Origin of the sequence: Dorea acetigenes (assembly GCF_025567385.1) — a bacterium.
In the GTDB taxonomy this organism is placed as follows: domain Bacteria; phylum Bacillota; class Clostridia; order Lachnospirales; family Lachnospiraceae; genus Claveliimonas; species Claveliimonas acetigenes.
In genome coordinates this window covers 24053-42828 of record NZ_JAOQJU010000029.1, presented here as the reverse complement: position 1 = coordinate 42828, position 18776 = coordinate 24053, and the positions used below count along the sequence as shown (strand labels likewise).

Below are 18776 nucleotides of genomic sequence, written 5' to 3'. Positions count from 1 at the left end.
CAATACTATGATTCCCTGAAAGAAGCAGCATAGGGTACAAAATCCTTGAGGAAAATGTGTCAACTAATCTTGACAAAATCAATTGACCGCCTGCATCTTTCCATGTAATTACGTACTGTGTGCCGTCATACTCACATGCCGGTTCTGTAACCCCAAGATTCGTATTCAGAGAAATAATCCTTTCTTCATACGCCATCAAATCTTTCGTAATACCCAGAATAATCTTGCCGTCACTACGTACTGCAATTACCCCGATTCTGTCATCTGCCATTCTGAACAAATAAGGTTCCGTAAGGGTTTTGGTTGTTCCTGCCACAGAAGTAGTCAAATCCGCTTTTGCGAAAAAGATACCTGTATTGTTATGAAGCGCCATATAATTCTCACCATCAGCACTATATGCCAAATGCATACTTTCACCAAGCGCCGCCGATACATTTGTTCTTGTATAACTCATCACGTACTCTGCTGTTTTCTCCATAACAAGAACTTTGTATGTCCTGTGGTATTCCTTCCCATTGTAGGTAATATCTGCTGTAATAGTAAGTCTTGTATTTTCCTCCGGTGCGCTCACCGTTCCATCTTCCTGTATAATACCGGCATCTCCATCATCCCAGGCAATCTGGATATCACCAATGCTGGCAGGTAATACGATTTTATCCGTTATCGTATATGGAATCTGCACTTTATCTTTTACTACATTTTCAATTTCATTTTCTGAAGGCAGCGTTACCGCAAATGTTTTCGTAACAGAGTCATTGCCCAGAGAGATTGTCGCTGTCAGGTTTGCAGTCTGAGTATTTGCTCCCAGCGTTACTTTACCGTCATTTCCTACAGCCGCCGTATTATCTGATTTCCAAGTAATCTTACTGCCATTTTTCCCGTCTGTCGGTAAGGAAAGATCTGTAATTACATTACTGGTATCTCCAATGGACAGATTCTCTTTGTCCTCCAAGAGTTTATTTCTGTCCACACCAATCTGATAAATACTCTTTACATCTGATTCATCCAATGCTTTGCTGTAAATACGAAGATCGCGGAAAGAACCTGCAAATAAACTATCATCAAGATACTGCGATTTTCCAATGTGCGCTTTCAATCCTGTCCCAAAATCCGACACGGTTCTCGACAAAGCTACTGTTCCCAATTTCTCTCCGTCCAAATATCCTGTCAGCGTCTTATTATCGATTACAATGGTATATAATTTCCACTGATTCATAAATCCGCTTGTAGGTGTTTTATTGGTGGAGTCATTCACGCCTTTTTCCGTTGTCCACGGTGATCCTGTATTAACAGAATCTGTAAATACTGCCTTGTAATTACCGTTCGGTGAACAGGGATTTAACAAAAAGTAATTAGCCGGAAGCTTGTTATTCTGTGCAGCGCTTCCAAAAAAGAAAGCCGAATAATTTCCCTTCGTATTATTGTTATTGATCCACATAGATACCGTTACTGTATCTTGATTATCAAATAATCCATCTGGCAATGTCACATAATTTTTACTATTCTTATCACCGCCCGCCAGAGTCAGCGCATCATTTTCAAAAGTAACTCCCTCTGCTCCTTCCGTAATCACTGCATCTTTTTCATTTCCGGAAGAATCAGCAGTATTTGTTTCCAGAAGATAATGGGCAAGCAGTCCCTCTTCTGGATCAACCGGTTCTTCATCTTTAATCGTAATGGTTGCCGTAATTGTCTTATAATCAGGATTCAACTCCTCTTCTGCAGTCATATTGAAAAGCAGGGTTCCATCAGCCGCCACATTGATACTTTTTACTACAGTATGACGGCATGGATCAAAGAGTCCGCCTGCACCTGATTGTCCTGTATGTGGATCAGGATACGGTCTCGCATGGTACACAAGCGCCAGATTTCCATATTCGTCCAAAACCACAGAATTATGACCTCCGCCCACATGCGCAGCTCCACCGATTTCACCTTCATCGGTATCATAAGAACTTAGCAGAGGATAAGTAACATGAGTCCAACTGGCCGGATCCATAAGATCACTGCCCTTGTCTGCCATCAAAAGTCCCAATGTATAATATTTATCAACGGTTGCCGCCGAATAGCTAATATATACTTTGTCGCCATAAGCAAACATATAGGGTCCTTCTACAACTAATTGGTCATTTCCCTCTGGATTTGAAGCTGTGATACTTCCTTCATAAACCCCGTATTCCCACGGCCACTCGCCGGATTTTATCACAACCCTGCTGCCTGTCGGCTGTGGAATCACGCCATCGCCTCCCTGTGCTTTTACGATGGATATCTGCGCACTCTGCGGCATTACATAATATCCCTGACCCGCTTCATCTTCGTAATAAGACACATCAAAAGACGGAGAGTTGTTTAGTATGATCGGCTCGCCCCACTGTTTTGCATCCAGCATCCCGCCTTCTTTCATCTGTTCATCCGTTCCCTCATACGGAATTAAAATAGACTTGCTGCACCAGTGAGCACTATTCCAATTAATATTTGCCGGTACTCCTGACGTCCCAAAATCATGAGCTCCAACCAGGCAGTACCAAGTACCATTAATCTTATGAAATTCCGGTGCCCAGATAAATCCGCCCCATCTGTCTCCTGTTTCTGATTCCAGAATATAATGCTCTTTTGCCGTTTTCAGTCCCTCAATTGTCTTGGCACGGCGAATATCCAGCTTACGGTAGGACTGGGCACAAGAAGGCGCTGTCATATTTTCTTCATAATAAGAACCGGTAGCATAATAATAACCGTCATCTTCATTATAGAATACATGAGGATCTGCCCGTTCTTCAATAAATGGATAAGTATAAGCATCCTGTTGTACCGTACCGGTAACTTCATAAACACCTTCCTTGCCGGAATCAAGTGCTTTCAGTTCTTCTTCATCCCAGACAACACCCAGATTCTTGGTACTGCCGTCACTGTAAGAAGCCTTAACCGTCTCCGGTAATTCAACTGACTCTCCCGGCTTCGCCTCAATATTTACAGTTTCTACTTCCGTATTGTAAACATTTCCGTACTTCTTTATAATTGCTTCATATTCAGATGCACTTGCTTCAAATACCGACGCTTCATTTTTTACAGCATTAGACGGAAGAACGCCAGATACGATTTCTTTATTATAAACAGTTTCTACCGTCTGTTCCGGCACTGTCCCATTTTTCAAATCTGTCATAAGACTTACGTAAGTCTTATCATTTTGATCCTGCCAGAAAATCTTATATCCACCGCTCATACTATCATAGATGACAGAAGGATTCTGAACTTTTGTTCCTGCATCTGCAAGTGTCAGAAACCTCTCGTTTGTAAATGCCATATTGTCCTGTGTATCCCATACATAAATGCCATTTTTGTTGTTATTTCCTGACGCTGCAACGGCCAGGCTTCCATCAGCCTTTCTAAACAATATCGGAGACCCCATCTGATTATCAGGGTTCGCTTTCTGAGCTCCATCCCACTTCACATAGACTACAGCTTTTCCTTTATTTAGCTCTGTATAAGACTCTTCTTCTGTCGTTTTCGCTGCAAGGAACAACGCATCTGAACGCCTGCTGTCTGAAGACGCCAAAAGATCCCCTGTGTTTTCATACAGGTTGCCGCCTTGAATCACATAACTTAAAACCTGTCCGCCCTCTGCCATTACCTTAACATTTTTAGTAATTTCAGCATCAGCGATAGTTGCCGTTACCGTCGCGTCAGTGTCTTTTGACGGTCTGGTAACCTTACCATCGCTCGCAATCAATCCTTCTGGAACACAAGACCACACAATTTCCTGTCCATCTACTTCTTTCTGGAGATCTTCAGATATATAAGCAGGAATCGAAAGCCTTGTACGATACTTTTCGCCCTTCGCTTCAGACGCAGTTGGCACTGTTAGTTCAAATTCAATCGTCTCAGAATAAGAGCCGCTTTTTATGACAGCCGTTAATTTAACAGATACACTCTTATCCTGAAAATGAACTGTTCCGTCATTCTCAAGCGCCTTTGTATTATCTGATTCCCACACGATGCTGCAAGCTCCGGAACTTAACGGAAGACTCAGATTATCGCACACCATCGCGCCATTCTTTAAATTCAATGTTGTCTTTGCTTCCTGTACCTGCTGAATCTCTAACGCTTCTGCATATAATCCGGCAACCTCTCCTTCATTCATTTCTTTTCCATAGATTCTCAAATCCCGGAAACTTCCGGCAAAGGTATCATCTGCATAATCAGATTTTCCAATATATGAAAGAATATTTTCTCCAAAATCAGATACCGTTATATTAGAAATGTTATCTGAACCAAGCAATTCTCCATCCAGATAACCGCTAATACTATTTTCACTGATTGTCACTGTATAATACAGCCACTGATTCATCCGGTCGGAGGTCATCACACTATTATTCTTAGAGTTATTTACTCCGACCTCTGTTGCCCATGGATTCGCTGTGCTCTCTGCTTCAGGATCTGTAAATACTGCCTTATAATATCCGTCAGGATTACTGGGATTCAGAATAAAATAATGTTTCGGATAATTTCCCTTCTTTGTCGTTCCGCAGAATGAAAAAGCCGATGTGTTTTTCTTCGTATTATTATTCTTAATCCACATAGAGACAGTCAGTTCATTCTGATTATCAAATAATCCCTCCGGCAGCGACACATAATTCTTACTGGTGCTGGTTCCTCCGGCAAGAGTTAATGCGCCTCCCGTAAAAGTAACGCCATCTGCTTCTTTCAAAATAATGGCGTCATTTCCATTTCCCGATACGTCCTTTATATCCGACACAAGCGGATATCTGGCAATCAGATCTGTCTCCTCAGCCTTTACTGTCTTTGATGCATTAATCGGCATGAATGAAAAAATCATTCCTGCTATCAGCAAAAGAGACACTAATTTCTTAAATTTTTTTCTCATTTTCTTTCCTCCTTTATTATATTCCGTTTTTTATTTTATTCTCTATTTAAAAATTTTCATATGTAATTTTTTTGAATATTTGGTAATATTTTTGGCAAAAAAAAAGACAAAGATTTTATTCTTCGCCTTTTCCTTAATTAATGTATAAATATCTGCAAAAAGTATAATACTTGTCACAATTTTTCTCCGGGATATACGATCCTCTTCACCCATTCCTGTCTGATTTCCCATAAATTGCCACACACATTAAATATTGTCCAGTTATCGATTTCAAATACTCTCTGCCAGCTATCCATAATCCGCTCTTCTTCTTCCGGATACATCCCTTTATATCTTCCCTGGAAGAACTCAAATCCATTAACTACACCAATATCCTTCAAATATTTCTTATATCTCTCGCCGTCTTTGGCATCCTTCGGGAGATAAATCCGATTTAGCACATAATCCCATTTTGCCTCATCAAAATATATCACCCGTTCTTCCGGCACCTCCAGCTCATAGACAACCGTCCCCTCTATAGGCTTCAGACAATTCTCCACGCTGATGGAACACCAGATAGGCGCGTGTACATCTTCCGGCTTCGGGACTATCTTTGCCGCCTCTTTCGTAAACCAGTCATAGCTTTCCATAAAAAGAGGAGCAATATCTCCAAAATGCATCTCTACATAAACTCTCTGATTAATAATCCTGCCATCTCTTTTTAATTGATACAACGTCTTATCATTCTGACGCGTATACAGACGAACCACTTTCCCTTCCATCTTCCACAAGCTCCTGTTCGTTAAATAAATCACTGACTGCATCCTCATAAGCTGCAAGCTTCTCAGCTTTTCGGATTCTCTTAGCATACTTTTTCGGATTCGTAAAGCTGTGAATCATATAAATCCAAAGTTCTTTCATCTTAAATAGTACATTTCTGTCCCCATACATAATGTTTCGATAATCCTCATAAATCTGATTATGATAGGCAAAAAGCCGCTCCTTTTTTGGCATACTGCCTTCTTCAATCAACCCGATAAGTCCGGGATTTATCAAAAGCCCCCTGCCAATCATCACTGTATCCACCAGTGGAAAGCGTTCTTTCCATTTAAGAAAATCCCGTTTTATAAATAAATCTCCATTATAACAAACAGGACATTTGCTGTGCTTAAACATCTCTTCAAACACATCCAGATTCGGGGAATTTTTATAAAAATCTTTCTGTGTTCTTGGATGGACAATCAACTCCTCTAATGGATATTTATTATAAATCTCCAGCAATCTCATCCATTCTTCCGGGTCATCTTTTCCAATCCTTGTCTTAATCGAAATCTTTATATCTGCTTTCGAAAAAATACTTTCCAGAAACCGATCCAACTCTTCCGGTTTTGCCAGAAAACCCGAACCACGGAACTTTGATACCACTGTTTTGGAAGGGCAGCCCAAGTTAAGATTTACTTCCTCATATCCATACTGTTTCAGCTTCTTCACCGTCAGCAAGAAGTCGTCCTCCCGATTAGTCAAAATCTGAGGAACAAGGCAGATCCCTTCATTGTGTTCCGGCAAAATGTCATTCTTTTCTTTTGAACTGAAATGTCCCCGCTGATTGGGTGCAATAAATGCCGTAAAATATTTATCAATGCCCGGGAAGAATCTGTGGCAGGCATTCCGCTGTATGTAGCCGGTAATTCCTTCCATTGGCGCATAATAGTAATGCATATTCTCTATCAATCCTTATTCTTGTATTTCCAGAAAATTATAGCATTGCCTATCCATATTAGCAAGAAATTCTTTTGTGTTAAGTTTTCGCTAAGATACATGGAAAAATCTGCTCTGTCTTGCCTTATTTTTAAAATACTTTAAAATAGACATATAAGAATCCAACATATCGGAGGTTTGAAAATGTTCAAAAAGTACCAAGAGAAAAAATATTACAGCATTACACTTATGCTTCTTTTCATGCTGATATCAACCGCATTAGCTTTCCTGGCCTTTAAATTTGCAAATATCAATTCTGCAAATATCGCCTTGATCTATATTTTAGCATTAATTTTAACTGCAAGATACACCAACGGATATTGGTACGGAATTGTTTTCGCCTTATTTAGCGTTATCTGTATAAACTATTTTTTTACATACCCTTATTTTAATCTCAATTTTACGTTGTCCGGGTATCCGGTATCTTTCATTCTTACACTGACGATTACCCTGATTACCAGCGCAACAACCAGCCATTTGAAAATACAGGCGGCACTGCTTGCAGAACGTGAAGAAATCATCAACAAAGCAGAAAAAGAAAAAATGCGCGCGAATCTTCTCCGTGCGATTTCCCACGACCTGCGCACACCGCTTACCAGTATAATCGGGACATCCGACTCTTATCTGGAATTTCCGGATTCCTTGAATGCAGAAGAAAAAACAACACTGGTAAAACAGATTCGCGACGATGCAAATTGGCTGTTAAATATGGTAGAGAATCTTTTGTCGGTTACGCGGATTAAAGATTCCGAGTCTGCAAAAGTAAATAAATCCCCTGAAATCGTAGAAGAAGTGATTTCTGAGGCCATCCAGCGCTTTAAAAAAAGGTGTCCAGAAGCCTCTGTCAGGGTTTCCATCCCGGAAGATTATATTATTCTTCCCATGGATCCACTGCTGATTGAGCAGGTAATTATTAATTTGTTAGATAATGCATGCGTGCACTCATCCAGCAGCCAGCCAATCGACCTGACAGTCATTGATTCCCCCACTTCCGTTGTATTCTGTATCCGGGACTACGGAAAAGGAATCTCCCCTTCGCTTCTGCCCGTTATATTCGACGGCAGCAGTGCCCGAAACACCGCCACTCCTGATGCACACAGAGGCATGGGAATCGGCCTGTCCATCTGCAAGACAATCATTACCGCCCATGCCGGTTCCATCACAGCATTGAATCATGACAAAGGCGCCGAATTTATGTTTACACTGCCAAAGGAGGATTCGTTATCTTGAATACAGCAACAAAATTTACCGTACTGATAATCGAAGATGAAACCAATATTTCGGACATCATTTGTAAATGTTTAAAATCACACCACTATAAACCACTGCAAGCTTCATCGGGCACAGAAGGATTATCTGTCATCAATTCTCAATGTCCTGACATTGTTCTTCTGGATCTTGGGCTTCCTGATATGGATGGACTCTCCATTATCCGGGAGGTACGAAACTGGTCCAGCGTGCCTATTATCGTCGTCTCTGCCCGTACTCAGGAAAAGGAGAAAGTCGATGCCCTGGATGCCGGGGCAGATGATTATATTACCAAGCCATTCGGTACATCGGAACTATTGGCAAGGATCCGCGCCTCTCTGCGGCACAGCAATCGTCTGCGGAATCATTCTGAATTCTATAAACGCCCCTATCAGGCAGATGCATTAATGATTGATTTTGACAAACGGATTGTAAAATTTCACGGTGTCCCCATCCACCTGACCCCTGTTGAATACAGAATCGTATCACTGCTTGCACAGAATTCCGGAAAGGTTATTACCTACGGTGCCCTTATGACACACATCTGGGGGCCTTATTCTGATAAGAACAATAACAAAATTCTCCGTGTAAATATGGCGAATATCCGGCGTAAATTAGAAGAAAATCCCGCAGAGCCAAAATACATCTTCACAGAAGTGGGCATCGGATACCGTATGCGGGAGGACGAATACAATGCAGGCGGTTCTTAAAGAGCCGCCTGTTCTACCAAAACGGAAAACCCTGAGCAGCCAGCTGTTCAATGCTCTTTCCCTTTTCCCACTGTAAACAATATAGCTCCGTACATTTCCTATACTGTTCAAATATTCGCTCCGCTTTTTTTGCATCACCATATACTTTCCAATATCCGGCGCACTTATAATCACAGGCATGTTTGGTGATAAATCCCAATACATCTTCCGAAGGATAACCAAGAAAAAGTCCAATTTCATGAGGAAATTCCTCTGATTCTTCCAGTCTCCTGCAGAGCCGGGCAATACATTTTCTAAAATCCCCCATCGGATAACCATAATTTTTTAAAATATCCGCTGCATCTTCAGATGCCAGATCTTCTGTCAACTTATCCGGACGATATAGATAAACCAGAATCTTATTCTCCAAAATCCTCAGTGGTATCACAAACAGTCCATAAAACGAAAGTCTCTGATTTAAATTCTGTACTGCATAAAGAATTTCTTCCCGGTCTTTATAAGGGCAATTTATTACACTGCCGGTTTTTAAACCCGCCAGAGTCGGCGCACAGTGCCGGATAATCAACCTTTCAAGCATACCAATACCTCCTACGTGATATTGGTGTCCACCTTTAAGAAATTTATTCTTTTGAACGCAAAAAACCCTTGAAAACGCCCGTCTACCGGGATTTTCAAGGGTTCCTGATGTGTTTTAAATTATGAAATACATTCCAATCGGACTGAATTTACCTAGTTTCCAGCCATCTGTGCTGCAACTTCTGCCGCAAAGTCCTCGTTCTTCTTCTCAAGGCCTTCGCCAGTCTCAAAGCGGACAAACTTCTGAATCTTAATCTCTGTTCCGTTAGCCTTTCCAACTTCCTCAAGATATTTAGCAACGGACTGCTTTCCGTCCTCTGCCTTTACATATACCTGGTCTAACAAACAGATTTCCTTCATCTCTTTGTTGATACGTCCATTAATCATCCCCTGAATAACCTTCTCCGGTTTCTGGGATTCCTTCGGATCATTCATAATCTGAGCAAGAAGAATTTCTTTTTCATGATTGATGTAATCTGCATCAACATCTGCCTGGCTGACATATTTTGCATGTAAAGCAGCGATCTGCATTGCAACATTCTTAAGAGCCTCTTTTACAGCCTCATTAACAACCTCTGTCTCAGCCACAACCAGTACGCCAATTCTTCCGCCGCCATGGATATAAGATACAACCGTACCATTATCGATTGTAACCTTCTCAAATCTTCTAATGCTGAGCTTCTCGCCAATTACAGCGATTTTCTCTGTCAATACTTCATTTACTGTCTTTGATGCATCGCCATTCCATGCTTCCGCCATGAATGCATCCATCTCTGTATTCTCTGTAACCAGCGCCTGATCTACAACAGCCTTAACAAATCCCTGGAATTCTGCATTCTTAGCAACAAAGTCTGTCTCGGAATTCACTTCAACAATTGCTGCTGTGTGGTCATCCTTTACTTCTGCCATTACAATACCTTCTGCTGCAATACGTCCAGCCTTCTTCTCAGCTTTAGCCTGTCCGTTCTTTCTCAGATATTCAACAGCTGCATCCATATCTCCATCAGTCTCATTCAGAGCCTTTTTGCAGTCCATCATTCCTGCACCTGTCATTTCTCTTAATTCTTTTACCATCTTAGCTGTTACTGCCATCTTCTTTGTCCTCCAAATAGATTGTTACAAATATCTTATTCTTCTACCGCTTCTTCTTCGTAAGCTTCCTCTGCCTCTTCGTAAGCTTCCTCTTCTTCATATCCGGAAGCTCCCTGATTAGCCTCGATAACTGCATCTGCCATCTTTGAAACGATTAATTTCACTGCACGGATTGCATCATCATTTCCCGGAATTACGTAATCTAATTCTTCCGGATCACAGTTCGTATCAGCAATTCCGATCAACGGAATTCCAAGAGTATGTGCTTCCTGTACACAGATTCTTTCTTTCTTAGGATCAACAATAAAAATAGCATCCGGGAGTTTCTTCATTTCTTTGATTCCGCCCAGGTTCTTTTCCAGCTTTTCCCATTCTTTCTTTAACTGAATAACTTCTTTTTTAGGAAGCACATCGAAAGTTCCATCCTCTGCCATCTTTTCAATCTCTTTCAGACGTGCGATTCTGCTTTTGATTGTCTTAAAGTTTGTAAGCATACCGCCTAACCATCTCTCATTTACATAGAACATTCCACAACGCTCTGCTTCTGTCTTAATAGCATCCTGAGCCTGCTTCTTGGTTCCTACAAAAAGGATTGTACCGCCTTCTGCCGCAATATCAGCTACTGCCTGATATGCTTCATCTACCTTGCCTACAGACTTCTGTAAGTCAATAATATAGATACCATTCCTCTCTGTGTAAATGTATGGAGCCATCTTAGGGTTCCATCTTCTTGTCTGATGTCCAAAGTGAACACCTGCTTCCAAAAGTTGTTTCATTGAAATAACGCTCATGTCTTTTCCTCCATTGGTTTTCTTCTTCCGCATCCTTCAATTTCTGCAAAACCGGCTTATTCTAAGCTTAGGCACCATTGCAGCTATCCTGATGCGTGTTTTTTTGCGACCATGATATTTTATCATATAAATCAAACAAATGCAAGTTTTTTCTATAATACACGCCTTACACAGCGAAGCTCTCTATACTGACAATCCGGCCACTCCACAATCCCCACGCTGGGAGAAGATGCATGGATAATTCCTCCGCTTCCATTATAAATGCCGACATGTCCCCAGTACACCAGCAGGTCTCCCGCACGTGCCTCCGATAAAGGGATTTCCACTCCTGCGGTTGCCTGTGCTGAATCACTGCGCCCAAGCGACACGCCAAAGGCCGCATATATCTGTTGCGTGAATCCGGAACAATCCGTTCCTTCCGTCAGGCTATTACCTCCATATACATATGGATTTCCCAGAAACTGTCTTGCATATTCCACTACAGCCCATCCATCTGTACCCTGAGGCGGAACGTAAGCCGTGTTTCCAGAACCCGAACTTTCTTCATTAGAGCCGGTTCCGCTGTTTGAGCTGTCTCCGCTATTTGTATTTTCTCCGGCATTTCCCGTATTTGTATTGTTCGTTGTGCTTACTGCAGAATTTGCAGTTCCTGTATTTGCCGCCGTATTATTATCCTGTGCCGACGCATGTACTACAGCCGCCTGCAATGCTGCCTGCCGCGCCGCTTCTGCAGCCGCCGCCTCTGCAGCTGCCTGCTGCTGTGCCAGCGCATCTTGGATATTCTGATCAAGCTGGGCGATTTCTGACTGTTTTGATGCAATCGTAGTATTAAGCGCTTCTCTTTCCGCAGCAAGATCTGCTTCCGCCTGCTGCAGGTTTTCTGCTTCTTCTTGAAGACCCTCTTTTAAATCTTCGATTTCTTCCTTTGTGCTGATATACTCATTCAGCTTCTGTCTGTCATAAGAATGGATATTCTGTATGTATTCGGCCTGATTAACTAATTCCGAGAAACTTTCTGCAGATAAAAAAGTCTCCAGGGCATCCATATTCCCGGCCTCGTACATGTATTTTATCCGCAGCTTCATTGCATCATACTGCTTATTCTGTTTATTAATCGCTTCCTCTAAATCAACGCTTGCCTGACTGATTTCATCTTCTTTCTGGCCGATTTGCTCCTCCAGGCCGCTGATTTTCTCAAGATTTTCCACAAGCTGGCGTTGCAAAGCACTCACTTCATTCTGCGTCTGCTCCTTATCGGTCTGCATATCATCCACAGATGGCGTTGCCAAAACCGGTTTCACCGCCAAAATACTTACAAGAATTGCTGCAAGAAACGTCTGTACAATTCTTTTCTTCATTATCATGTTCTCCCCTGTCTGAATGTATCTAACTCTTTCTCCCAGTGATGAAAAACCCACTGGGAACTTCATATATCCACGTTAAGGATACTACATCCACCACATAATTGCAATGATTTTTAACATTTTTGTAACATTTATTCCTTTGGATACAGACTTAGGACGCAGTAAAATGTTATCTTACTACGTCCTAAATCAAGAATCTAACTATTGTATATTTAAGTTTGTATAGCCCATCAAACTGATATCTACTTCCTGAGCCGCTTCACGCCCTTCACGGATTGCCCATACTACCAGGGACTGTCCCCGGTGCATATCTCCCGCCGTGAACACTCTGTCCGCAGTAGTCAGATACTCTCCGGGCTTTGTTGCCACATTCGTCCGCTCGTTTACCTTCACACCGAAAGCTTTTGTTACATAGTTTTCGCTTCCTAAAAATCCTGCCGCTATCAGAACAAGCTCCGTTTCCACCGTATATTCGCTGCCTTTTACCTCTGCCATTATCATACGGCCTGTCTTCTCATCCTTTTTCGGTTCCAGTTTTACCAAGACTGCCTTACAGACGTTACCATTCTTGTCTTTGACAAATTCTTTTACCGTTGTCTGGTAAACCCTGGGGTCATGCCCGAACACTGCAATTGCTTCCTGCTGTCCATAATCGGTCTTGCAGACCTTCGGCCACTCCGGCCACGGATTCGTATCGGCACGTTCATCCGGCGCTTTTGGCATCATTTCCAACTGGAGGACGCTTTTGGCTCCATGTCGTATAGCAGTCCCCACACAGTCATTTCCCGTGTCGCCGCCGCCGATTACCATAACTCGTTTTCCTTTAGCGGAAATGTATTCTCCTTCTTTCGGTTTCCCTGCCCTTTCTTCTTTTGCATCTGCATGATTCCAGAGTGCTTTGGTAGTTGATTTCAGAAAATCCACCGCAAAATAAATCCCCTTTGCATCCCTTCCCGGCACTTTAATATCTCTCGGGTTGGAAGCTCCACACGCCAGAACAATCCGGTCGAATTCTTTTAATAAGGAAGCAGCCTTTTTATCCCGGCCTACATTGCATCCTGTAACAAAAGTAATACCTTCTTCCTCCATAATACGGATTTTCCGGTCAATAATCTGTTTTTCCAGTTTCATATTCGGAATTCCGTACCGCAGAAGACCACCAGGCTTATCTTCCCGCTCAAAGACCGTCACCTTGTGCCCCCTTTTATTCAACAGATCCGCCACGGCAAGGCCCGAAGGTCCGCTTCCCACAACAGCCACCGTCTTTCCCGTACGCACTTTGGGAGGTTTTGCGTCTGCATAGCCCATCTCATATGCATTTTCTATAATCCCATATTCATTCGCCTTTGTACTAACTGCATCTCCGTTCAACCCACAAGTGCATGCCGCCTCGCACAACGCCGGACACACTCTCGCTGTAAACTCCGGAAAATTATTCGTCTTCTTTAATCGGTCATATGCCTCTTTCCAGTTCCCGCGGTAAATAAGGTCGTTCCATTCCGGAATCAGATTGTGCAGAGGGCAGCCACTTGCCATCCCCATAATCATCTGCCCGGCCTGACAAAATGGCACGCCGCATGCCATACATCTTGCCCCCTGTATTTCCTGTTCTTCTTTAGACAGAGGGGTGTGGAATTCGTTATAGTGCCTGATTCGCTCTACAGGCGCTTCCGCCTGCTTATCCTGTCTTTCATACTCCATAAATCCTGTTACTTTTCCCACTGATACCTGCCTCCTATCTTCCGCCTTTTACCATGTAAAATGCTTCAATTTTCGCCTGTTCGCTGCTCATTCCCTGCTCTTCCATCTGCAGGATTGCCGTCATCATCCGCTCATAATCCGCCGGAATAATCTTCTTGAATTTAGGAAGATAATCGGTAAAATTATCCAGGATTTCTTTGCCGATTTCCGAATTGGTATAAGACACATGCTCACATATCATATTTTTCAGGCAGCTTACATCATATTTGGAGGTCACGCGCTCCAGATTGACAAGCTGTTTATTTACCTTCATATATAAATCATTTTCCATATCAAGGACATAAGCTATACCGCCGCTCATACCTGCCGCAAAATTCTTACCCGTCTTTCCTAATACTGCCACACAGCCTCCGGTCATATACTCACAGCCGTGGTCGCCCACACCTTCCACAACCGCCGTTGCGCCGGAATTCCGCACAGCGAAGCGTTCGCCTGCCACACCATTAATAAATGCCTTTCCGCTGGTAGCTCCGTAAAGCGCCACATTACCAATAATAATATTTTCATCGTGCTTATATTTTACACCCTTCGGCGGATAGACGATCAACTTGCCTCCTGAAAGTCCTTTTCCAAAATAATCATTGCTGTCTCCTACCAGTTCCAGTGTTAAACCACCCGGTATAAACGCACCAAAAGACTGTCCTCCCGCACCGTTACATTTCACCACATAAGAATCCTCTTCCAATCCTTCCGGATATCTTCTGGTGATTTCAGAACCGAAAATCGTTCCAAAGGTACGGTCTGTGTTAGATACATCCACCTCTATGCTCTTTTTCTGTTTCTTTTCCAGCGCCGGAAGCAGTTTCTTCACGAGCACTTTCTCATCCAGCGTCTTCTCCAGCTCAAAATCATAAACCTTTTTCGGGTTAAATGTCTCCGGCTCCTTGGTTCCTGCATAAGGATTATACAGAATCTGTGCTAAATCCAGAGTTGCCGCACGTTCTGAAGCAGGCTGCTCTTTGATCTTCAGAAGGTCGGTTCTTCCTACAAGCTCATCGATTGTACGAACTCCCAGCTTCGCCATATATTCACGCAGGTTTTCTGCAATAAAACGCATGAAATTCACAACGTACTCCGGCTTCCCGGTAAAGCGCTTACGAAGTTCCGGATTCTGAGTAGCCACGCCCACAGGACAGGTATCCAAATTACATACCCGCATCATCACACACCCCATGGTAACCAGCGGAGCAGTTGCAAAGCCGAACTCTTCTGCCCCGAGAATTGCCGCAATTGCAACATCTCTTCCGCTCATCAGCTTTCCGTCTGTCTCAATTCGTACCCGCTCCCTTAGTCCGTTCTGAATCAGGGTTTGATGGGTTTCCGCCAGTCCAAGCTCCCAGGGAAGTCCTGCATTATGGATAGAACTCTTAGGTGCCGCTCCTGTACCTCCGTCATAACCGGAAATCAAAATCAATCCGGCGCCCGCTTTCGCAACACCGGCGGCTACGGTTCCTACTCCAGCCTCAGATACCAGCTTCACAGAGATTCTCGCATCCTTATTGGCATTCTTACAGTCATAAATTAACTGTGCCAAATCCTCGATAGAATAAATATCGTGATGCGGCGGAGGTGAAATCAGGCTAACTCCCGGCGTTGAATGGCGGGTCTTGGCAATCCACGGATACACCTTGCCTCCGGGTAAATGTCCTCCCTCACCCGGCTTTGCGCCCTGTGCCATTTTAATCTGGATTTCCTTTGCACTCACTAAGTACCTGGATGTTACCCCAAATCTTCCGGACGCCACCTGTTTAATTGCAGAGCAGCGGTCGCTGTCAAGACGTTCAATTTCCTCCCCGCCTTCCCCGCTGTTCGACTTTCCGTGAAGCTGATTCATAGCAATTGCCAGCGTCTCATGAGCTTCCTTAGAAATAGAACCATAGGACATGGCTCCTGTCTTAAAACGTGTCACGATTGAATCCACGCTTTCAACCTCTTCTATCGGAATGCCTTTTTCAGGATAATTGAATTCCAACTGACCGCGAAGATTAATGCCCTCTCCTTCTGCATTTACCATTTCTGTATACTTCTTAAACATTTCATAGCTGCCTTGTCTTGTAGACTGCTGCAGCATATGGATTGTCTGAGGATTATACAGATGCTGCTCTCCACCGCTTTTTGATTTGTGCTGTCCCACACTATCCAATGTCAAATCCGTTTCCAGCCCCAGCGGGTCGAATGCCTCTGAATGACGCGCCATATAATCTTTTGCGATTTCTTCAATTCCAATACCGCCAATACGGCTTACTGTATCCGTAAAATATTTATCAATAAATTCTTCCTTTAATCCCAATGCCTCAAATATCTTTGCACCTTGATAAGACTGGATGGTAGAAATTCCCATCTTAGACGCTATCTTCACAATTCCATGCAGAACCGCATCATTATAATCCTCTACCGCCGCATAGTAATCCTTATGCAGCATATTAGAATCAATCAACTGTTTGATAGACTCATGTGCCAGGTACGGATTAATCGCACAAGCTCCATATCCCAGCAAGGTCGCGAAATGATGAACTTCCCTCGGCTCACCGCTTTCCAGAATCATCGCTACAGAGGTCCTCTTCTTCGTCCGTACCAGATGCTGCTGAAGACCGGATACCGCCAACAAAGAGGGGATTGCCACATGATATTCATCCACGCCCCGGTCAGACAGAATCAAAATATTCGCCCCCTCGCGGATAGCACGGTCAACTTCTATATAAAGATATTCTATAGCCTTTTCCAAACTGGAATTCCGGTAATAAGTAATCGGAATCTCCGCCACCTTAAATCCGTCTGCCTTCATTCTCTTAATTTTCAGAAGATCTGTGTTGGTGAGAATCGGATTGTGCACCTGCAGCATCTTGCAGTTTTCTTCTTTCTCCTCCAGCAGATTACCATCTGTTCCAATATATACCGTAGTGGAAGTCACGATTTCTTCCCGGATAGCATCAATCGGCGGATTCGTAACCTGTGCAAAAAGCTGTTTAAAATAAGCAAACAAGTTCTGATGTTTTCTGGAAAGCACTGCAATCGGCGCATCCACACCCATTGCCGCCGTCCCTTCCGATCCATTCTGTGCCATAGTCAGAATAGAGCTTTTCACCTCTTCATAAGAATAGCCAAACGCTTTCTGCAGACGCCTGCATTCTTCTTCTGTATAGGCCGGAACCTTCTCATTGGGGATTTTCAAATCTTTAAGCTTCACCAGATTGCTGTCCAGCCACTCACCGTAAGGCTCACGGCTTGCATACATCTCCTTCAGCTCATCGTCATCGATTACCTTGCCTTTTACTGTATCTACCAGAAGCATTTTCCCCGGGTGAAGCCTTTCTTTAACAATAATCTTTGCCGGATCTATATCAAGCACACCCACCTCGGAAGAAAGAATCAACGTGTCATCGTCTGTAATATAATACCGGGAGGGCCGCAGTCCATTCCTGTCAAGTACCGCACCCATACAGTCTCCATCGGAGAACAAAATTGATGCCGGACCATCCCATGGCTCCATCATAGTTGCATAATACTGATAAAAATCTCTCTTCTTCTGCGAAAGATTTTTAGTGTTCGCCCATGGCTCCGGAATTGCAATCATAACAGCTAACGGCAGTTCCATCCCACTCATAACCATAAATTCAATTGCATTATCCAGCATAGCTGAATCAGAACCAGAACTGTTGATTGCCGGAAGCACCTTGTGAAGCTCTCCTTTTAAATGCTCAGATTCCATATTCTCTTCACGGGCGCGCATTTTATCCGCATTTCCGCGGATGGTGTTAATCTCACCGTTATGTACAATAAAACGATTCGGATGTGCCCTTTCCCAGCTTGGATTCGTATTCGTACTGAATCGCGAATGTACCAGCGCTATGGCCGATTCATAATCTTCATCCTGAAGATCCATAAAGAAGGAACGAAGCTGGCCAACTAAAAACATTCCTTTATATGCAATCGTCCTACTTGACAGGGACGCCACGTAGGTATCATCACTGCTCTGTTCAAAAATTCTCCTGACAACATAAAGCCTGCGATCAAAATCAATCCCTTTTTCCACTTTCTTCGGCCGTTCAATAAAGCCCTGCATAATACACGGCATACACTCCACTGCTCTGGAGCCAAGCACCTCCGGCTTCACCGGGACCTCACGCCAACCCAAAAACTTCATGCCTTCTTTAGCGACAATAACCTCAAAAATATTCTTTGCCTGATTCCGTTTTAATTCATCCTGGGGGAAGAAAAACATTCCCACGCCATATTCTCTCTCAGAACGTAAAAGGATGCCGAGAGGCTGACAGACTTTAGAGAAAAACTTATGTGAAATCTGTAACAAGATTCCAACTCCGTCTCCTGTCTTACCTTCGGCATCCTTGCCCGCTCTGTGTTCTAAATTTTCAACAATCTTCAGTGCATCCGCCACTGTATCATGGCTTTTTTGACCTTTAATATTTACGACTGCGCCAATACCACAATTATCATGCTCAAACTGCGTACGGTACAACCCAGCCGACTGTCTCTTTATTTGTTTTCCCAAACTACCCAGTCCTTTCTTCACATTTTTTCCTAATATACAACATTTTTTCCTGTTTGTAAAGAAAAACTTTTTAGAAGTTGTCTGATAATTCGTTAATTAATAGCT

At 43.1% G+C, this 18776-nt stretch carries 11 protein-coding genes; 2 read left to right on the top strand and 9 right to left on the bottom strand.

What is annotated here, in order from left to right:
* The 3 genes from OCV99_RS15485 to OCV99_RS15475 form a co-directional block, all read right to left on the bottom strand.
* Window positions 1–4882 (bottom strand): immunoglobulin-like domain-containing protein (locus OCV99_RS15485; protein WP_158371756.1); only part of this gene is annotated, 4882 nt, incomplete at its 3' end.
* Between the two features lie 173 nt (window positions 4883–5055).
* A complete protein-coding gene (locus OCV99_RS15480; RefSeq protein ID WP_158371754.1) occupies window positions 5056–5643 on the bottom strand; it encodes a DUF3841 domain-containing protein in 588 nt (195 codons plus the stop codon).
* Window positions 5603–6580, bottom strand: coding sequence for a tRNA dihydrouridine synthase (locus OCV99_RS15475; RefSeq protein ID WP_158371752.1), 978 nt, complete (start codon window positions 6578–6580; stop codon window positions 5603–5605). The genes OCV99_RS15480 and OCV99_RS15475 overlap by 41 nt, the downstream gene beginning before the upstream one ends.
* A gap of 183 nt (window positions 6581–6763) precedes the next feature.
* On the opposite strand from OCV99_RS15475, the gene OCV99_RS15470 reads away from it, so the two are divergent.
* The gene (locus tag OCV99_RS15470; protein WP_158371751.1) at window positions 6764–7849 is read left to right on the top strand and encodes a sensor histidine kinase; all 1086 of its coding nucleotides are present in this window, start codon (window positions 6764–6766) and stop codon (window positions 7847–7849) included.
* A complete protein-coding gene (locus tag OCV99_RS15465; RefSeq protein WP_158371750.1) occupies window positions 7846–8577 on the top strand; it encodes a response regulator in 732 nt (243 codons plus the stop codon). Before OCV99_RS15470 ends, OCV99_RS15465 begins: the two co-directional genes overlap by 4 nt.
* Before the next feature lie 13 nt (window positions 8578–8590).
* Here the strand turns inward: OCV99_RS15465 and OCV99_RS15460 are convergent, their stop codons facing one another.
* The 6 genes from OCV99_RS15460 to gltB all read right to left on the bottom strand — a co-directional run bounded on the left by OCV99_RS15460 (window position 8591) and on the right by gltB (window position 18692).
* Window positions 8591–9154 carry a DUF3793 family protein gene (locus tag OCV99_RS15460; protein WP_158371749.1) on the bottom strand — a complete coding sequence of 188 codons (564 nt, stop codon included), beginning with the start codon at window positions 9152–9154 and terminating at the stop codon, window positions 8591–8593.
* A 152-nt stretch (window positions 9155–9306) separates the two neighbouring features.
* Window positions 9307–10245 (bottom strand): translation elongation factor Ts, encoded by a 939-nt coding sequence (gene tsf, locus OCV99_RS15455; RefSeq protein ID WP_158371748.1) that lies wholly within the window; start codon window positions 10243–10245, stop codon window positions 9307–9309.
* Window positions 10246–10280: 35 nt separating this feature from the next.
* A complete protein-coding gene (gene rpsB / locus OCV99_RS15450) occupies window positions 10281–11036 on the bottom strand; it encodes a 30S ribosomal protein S2 (RefSeq protein WP_158371747.1) in 756 nt (251 codons plus the stop codon).
* 152 nt (window positions 11037–11188) lie between these two features.
* A complete protein-coding gene (locus OCV99_RS15445; RefSeq protein ID WP_262575904.1) occupies window positions 11189–12394 on the bottom strand; it encodes a C40 family peptidase in 1206 nt (401 codons plus the stop codon).
* 207 nt (window positions 12395–12601) lie between these two features.
* Window positions 12602–14122: a glutamate synthase subunit beta gene (locus tag OCV99_RS15440; RefSeq protein WP_158371745.1), complete on the bottom strand. Its 1521-nt coding sequence runs from the start codon at window positions 14120–14122 to the stop codon at window positions 12602–12604.
* Between the two features lie 13 nt (window positions 14123–14135).
* On the bottom strand, window positions 14136–18692 hold the full coding sequence (gltB, locus tag OCV99_RS15435) for a glutamate synthase large subunit (protein WP_331490770.1): 4557 nt from the start codon (window positions 18690–18692) through the stop codon (window positions 14136–14138).
* Window positions 18693–18776 lie beyond the last annotated feature (84 nt).